Annotated in this window: 1 protein-coding gene, 2 tRNA genes and 3 rRNA genes; 5 read left to right on the top strand and 1 reads right to left on the bottom strand. The window is 53.3% G+C overall.

Translation table 11 applies throughout. The features are described from left to right. Positions 1-208: hypothetical protein (locus NG900_RS26405; protein ID WP_252685350.1), on the bottom strand; the 208-nt coding region annotated here is incomplete at its 3' end. Positions 209-370: 162 nt separating this feature from the next. Here NG900_RS26405 and NG900_RS26410 point away from each other — a divergent pair. The 5 genes from NG900_RS26410 to rrf all read left to right on the top strand — a co-directional run bounded on the left by NG900_RS26410 (position 371) and on the right by rrf (position 5,534). Continuing rightward, positions 371-1,910, top strand: a 16S ribosomal RNA gene (locus NG900_RS26410). Between the two features lie 60 nt (positions 1,911-1,970). Next, positions 1,971-2,047 (top strand) — tRNA-Ile (locus NG900_RS26415). A gap of 36 nt (positions 2,048-2,083) precedes the next feature. Then, positions 2,084-2,159, top strand: a tRNA-Ala gene (locus tag NG900_RS26420). 265 nt (positions 2,160-2,424) lie between these two features. After that, positions 2,425-5,303 (top strand): 23S ribosomal RNA (locus tag NG900_RS26425). A 118-nt stretch (positions 5,304-5,421) separates the two neighbouring features. Further along, positions 5,422-5,534: ribosomal RNA gene (gene rrf / locus NG900_RS26430) — 5S ribosomal RNA — on the top strand. The 16S, 23S and 5S rRNA genes sit together here with 2 tRNA genes alongside, the layout of an rRNA operon. The last annotated feature ends 255 nt before the right edge of the window (positions 5,535-5,789 follow it).

Here is a 5,789-nt window from a genome sequence, read left to right on the forward strand (position 1 = left end):
GGTGGAGAAGTAGGAGTGGAGCGGGTTTGCGGGTTGTTGAGTGGTTGGCGACGGTCTGCGGTTGCGGTGAAGTTAGCGACGCGTTGAACGATAAAAATTCTTCAGCAAGTTGTTGACAGCGACGAAAAAGCTCTGCATAATCTCGTTTCTCTGCTGCAGCAAACGCAGCGACGCGATGAACAAAGTTGATCGCGCAGTTCTTTAACAAGCAAACAGCCGATAAGTGTGGGCGCTTAATACTGGATGCGACGGATTTCGATCCGTTAGCTAACAAGTAATGAAGTGCTCGCACAGAAGTAAGGTTTGAACGAAAGTTCAAGTCAGATTCTGAGAGTGAGCGACCGCTCGTAAAGAGCGAAAACAGCAGATTGAACTGAAGAGTTTGATCCTGGCTCAGATTGAACGCTGGCGGCATGCCTTACACATGCAAGTCGAACGGCAGCGGGGGAGAAGCTTGCTTCTCCTGCCGGCGAGTGGCGAACGGGTGAGTAATACATCGGAACGTGCCCTGTAGTGGGGGATAACTAGTCGAAAGATTAGCTAATACCGCATACGACCTGAGGGTGAAAGTGGGGGACCGCAAGGCCTCATGCTATAGGAGCGGCCGATGTCTGATTAGCTAGTTGGTGGGGTAAAGGCCTACCAAGGCGACGATCAGTAGCTGGTCTGAGAGGACGATCAGCCACACTGGGACTGAGACACGGCCCAGACTCCTACGGGAGGCAGCAGTGGGGAATTTTGGACAATGGGCGAAAGCCTGATCCAGCAATGCCGCGTGTGTGAAGAAGGCCTTCGGGTTGTAAAGCACTTTTGTCCGGAAAGAAATGGCTCTGGTTAATACCTGGGGTCGATGACGGTACCGGAAGAATAAGGACCGGCTAACTACGTGCCAGCAGCCGCGGTAATACGTAGGGTCCAAGCGTTAATCGGAATTACTGGGCGTAAAGCGTGCGCAGGCGGTTGTGCAAGACCGATGTGAAATCCCCGGGCTTAACCTGGGAATTGCATTGGTGACTGCACGGCTAGAGTGTGTCAGAGGGGGGTAGAATTCCACGTGTAGCAGTGAAATGCGTAGAGATGTGGAGGAATACCGATGGCGAAGGCAGCCCCCTGGGATAACACTGACGCTCATGCACGAAAGCGTGGGGAGCAAACAGGATTAGATACCCTGGTAGTCCACGCCCTAAACGATGTCAACTAGTTGTTGGGGATTCATTTCCTTAGTAACGTAGCTAACGCGTGAAGTTGACCGCCTGGGGAGTACGGTCGCAAGATTAAAACTCAAAGGAATTGACGGGGACCCGCACAAGCGGTGGATGATGTGGATTAATTCGATGCAACGCGAAAAACCTTACCTACCCTTGACATGCCACTAACGAAGCAGAGATGCATTAGGTGCTCGAAAGAGAAAGTGGACACAGGTGCTGCATGGCTGTCGTCAGCTCGTGTCGTGAGATGTTGGGTTAAGTCCCGCAACGAGCGCAACCCTTGTCTCTAGTTGCTACGAAAGGGCACTCTAGAGAGACTGCCGGTGACAAACCGGAGGAAGGTGGGGATGACGTCAAGTCCTCATGGCCCTTATGGGTAGGGCTTCACACGTCATACAATGGTGCATACAGAGGGTTGCCAAGCCGCGAGGTGGAGCTAATCTCAGAAAATGCATCGTAGTCCGGATCGTAGTCTGCAACTCGACTACGTGAAGCTGGAATCGCTAGTAATCGCGGATCAGCATGCCGCGGTGAATACGTTCCCGGGTCTTGTACACACCGCCCGTCACACCATGGGAGTGGGCTTTACCAGAAGTAGTTAGCCTAACCGCAAGGAGGGCGATTACCACGGTAGGGTTCATGACTGGGGTGAAGTCGTAACAAGGTAGCCGTATCGGAAGGTGCGGCTGGATCACCTCCTTTAAGAGCGTGCATCCGACGTTAGGCGTCCACACTTATCGGTTTGTTTGATGTTACAGCCAAGGGTCTGTAGCTCAGGTGGTTAGAGCACCGTCTTGATAAGGCGGGGGTCGTAGGTTCAAGTCCTACCAGACCCACCAAGTTACGGACGGTGGAAGAAGTACTCTGCCGTGACTGGGGGATTAGCTCAGCTGGGAGAGCACCTGCTTTGCAAGCAGGGGGTCGTCGGTTCGATCCCGTCATCCTCCACCAATACCTTGTTGGTTACCAAACGCAAGCATCGACGCTGTGTCGATGGTGTTTGCGTTTGGCCTAGCCAAGACGAGCGTAAAAGTTCGGCTGTTCTTTAACAATATGGAATGTAGTAAAGGTGTCGCGGTGCGTTGATGAGGCGCACATACAAACGCGACACTGGGTTGTGATTGTATCAACCAGTATTACCAGAGCAATCGAAAGATTGTCTTGGAATACGGCACAACGCGAGAACTCAGCCTATAGCGAGACATACTCGTTATAGGGTCAAGCGAATAAGTGCATGTGGTGGATGCCTTGGCGATTACAGGCGATGAAGGACGTAGTAGCCTGCGAAAAGCTGCGGGGAGCTGGCAAACGAGCTTTGATCCGCAGATGTCCGAATGGGGAAACCCGGCCCGTATGGGTCATCCTTAACTGAATACATAGGTTAAGGAAGCGAACGCAGTGAACTGAAACATCTAAGTAGCTGCAGGAACAGAAATCAACCGAGATTCCCAAAGTAGTGGCGAGCGAAATGGGATCAGCCTTGTACTCTTTAGCAGTATTGCTAGCAGAACGGAATGGAAAGTCCGGCCATAGTGGGTGATAGCCCCGTATGTGAAAGCAGTATTGTGGAACTAGGTGTACGACAAGTAGGGCGGGACACGTGAAATCCTGTCTGAAGATGGGGGGACCATCCTCCAAGGCTAAATACTCGTAATCGACCGATAGTGAACCAGTACCGTGAGGGAAAGGCGAAAAGAACCCCGGGAGGGGAGTGAAATAGATCCTGAAACCGCATGCATACAAACAGTCGGAGCCTGGAAACGGGTGACGGCGTACCTTTTGTATAATGGGTCAGCGACTTACATTCAGTGGCAAGCTTAACCGATTAGGGAAGGCGTAGCGAAAGCGAGTCCGAATAGGGCGTTCAGTCGCTGGGTGTAGACCCGAAACCAAGTGATCTATCCATGGCCAGGTTGAAGGTGCGGTAACACGTACTGGAGGACCGAACCCACTAACGTTGAAAAGTTAGGGGATGAGCTGTGGATAGGGGTGAAAGGCTAAACAAACTTGGAAATAGCTGGTTCTCTCCGAAAACTATTTAGGTAGTGCCTCGTGTCTCACCTTCGGGGGTAGAGCACTGTCATGGTTGGGGGGTCTATTGCTGATTACCCCGCCATAGCAAACTCCGAATACCGAAGAGTGCAATCACGGGAGACAGACATCGGGTGCTAACGTCCGGTGTCAAGAGGGAAACAACCCAGACCGCCAGCTAAGGTCCCTAAATATGGCTAAGTGGGAAACGAAGTGGGAAGGCTAAAACAGTCAGGAGGTTGGCTTAGAAGCAGCCACCCTTTAAAGAAAGCGTAATAGCTCACTGATCGAGTCGTCCTGCGCGGAAGATGTAACGGGGCTAAGCCATATACCGAAGCTGCGGATGCACGTAAGTGCATGGTAGGAGAGCGTTCTGTAAGCCTGTGAAGGTGTCTTGTAAAGGATGCTGGAGGTATCAGAAGTGCGAATGCTGACATGAGTAGCGATAAAGGGGGTGAAAGGCCCCCTCGCCGTAAGCCCAAGGTTTCCTACGCAACGTTCATCGGCGTAGGGTGAGTCGGCCCCTAAGGCGAGGCAGAGATGCGTAGCTGATGGGAAGCAGGTTAATATTCCTGCACCGTCGTATGATGCGATGGGGGGACGGATCGCGGAAGGTTGTCCGGGTGTTGGATGTCCCGGTCCCTGCATTGGAGATGGCACTTAGGCAAATCCGGGTGCGTGATTCAAGGGTGTGGGGCGAGCGACTTTAGGTCGCGAAGCAATTGGAAGTGGTTCCAAGAAAAGCCTCTAAGCTTCAGTCATACGAGACCGTACCGCAAACCGACACAGGTGGGCGAGATGAGTATTCTAAGGCGCTTGAGAGAACTCGGGAGAAGGAACTCGGCAAATTGGTACCGTAACTTCGGGATAAGGTACGCCCTTGTAGTTTGACTGGCTCGCGCCAGGAGGACGAAGGGGTTGCAATAAAATGGTGGCTGCGACTGTTTAATAAAAACACAGCACTCTGCAAACACGAAAGTGGACGTATAGGGTGTGACGCCTGCCCGGTGCCGGAAGATTAAATGATGGGGTGCAAGCTCTTGATTGAAGTCCCGGTAAACGGCGGCCGTAACTATAACGGTCCTAAGGTAGCGAAATTCCTTGTCGGGTAAGTTCCGACCTGCACGAATGGCGTAACGATGGCCACACTGTCTCCTCCCGAGACTCAGCGAAGTTGAAGTGTTTGTGATGATGCAATCTCCCCGCGGCTAGACGGAAAGACCCCATGAACCTTTACTGTAGCTTTGCATTGGACTTTGAACCGATCTGTGTAGGATAGGTGGGAGGCTTTGAAACCGGGACGCTAGTTTCGGTGGAGCCGTCCTTGAAATACCACCCTGGTTTGTTTGAGGTTCTAACCTTGGCCCGTGAATCCGGGTCGGGGACAGTGCATGGTAGGCAGTTTGACTGGGGCGGTCTCCTCCCAAAGTGTAACGGAGGAGTTCGAAGGTACGCTTGGTACGGTCGGACATCGTACCTAAAGTGCAATGGCAAAAGCGTGCTTAACTGCGAGACCGACAAGTCGAGCAGGTGCGAAAGCAGGACATAGTGATCCGGTGGTTCTGTATGGAAGGGCCATCGCTCAACGGATAAAAGGTACTCTGGGGATAACAGGCTGATACCGCCCAAGAGTTCATATCGACGGCGGTGTTTGGCACCTCGATGTCGGCTCATCTCATCCTGGGGCTGTAGCCGGTCCCAAGGGTATGGCTGTTCGCCATTTAAAGAGGTACGTGAGCTGGGTTTAAAACGTCGTGAGACAGTTTGGTCCCTATCTGCCGTGGGCGTTGGAATCTTGACGGGGGCTGCTCCTAGTACGAGAGGACCGGAGTGGACGTACCGCTGGTGTACCTGTTGTCTCGCCAGAGGCATCGCAGGGTAGCTATGTACGGAAGAGATAACCGCTGAAAGCATCTAAGCGGGAAACTTGCCTGAAGATGAGGATTCCCTGGAGACTTGATCTCCCTGAAGGGTCGTTCGAGACCAGGACGTTGATAGGCTGGGTGTGGAAGCGCAGTAATGCGTTCAGCTAACCAGTACTAATTGCCCGTGCGGCTTGATCCTATAACCGGTATGTTTCCGGCTGGGTCTGCCTTGTGCCTGATACAAACTAAGCACAACCCTAACTACATTCCCATATTGGCGACGTTGCCTGCAAACGCAACGACGCGACAAGTCATAGCCTGGTGACCATAGCGAGTCGGTACCACCCCTTCCCATCCCGAACAGGACCGTGAAACGACTCCGCGCCGATGATAGTGCGGATTCCCGTGTGAAAGTAGGTCATCGCCAGGCTCTCCCTCTAAACACCCCAGCCCAACCCGGCTGGGGTGTTTGCTTTTACGCGCGCGAAACAGCACCCCGCGCGCACCTTCCCCCAGACAAAAAAAGAAGCCACCCAACGGTGGCTTCTTGCGCTTGAGCCCGCCCCTCAGGATCGCCCCAGGTACCGCTCCACCAGCCTCACCCAGTACGTCGCCCCCAACGGCAGCAGCGCGTCGTTGAAGTCGTAACTCGGGTTGTGCAGCATGCACGGCCCCAGCCCATGCC

The organism is Ralstonia soli, from assembly GCF_023955655.1.
In the GTDB taxonomy this organism is placed as follows: Bacteria; Pseudomonadota; Gammaproteobacteria; order Burkholderiales; family Burkholderiaceae; genus Ralstonia; species Ralstonia soli.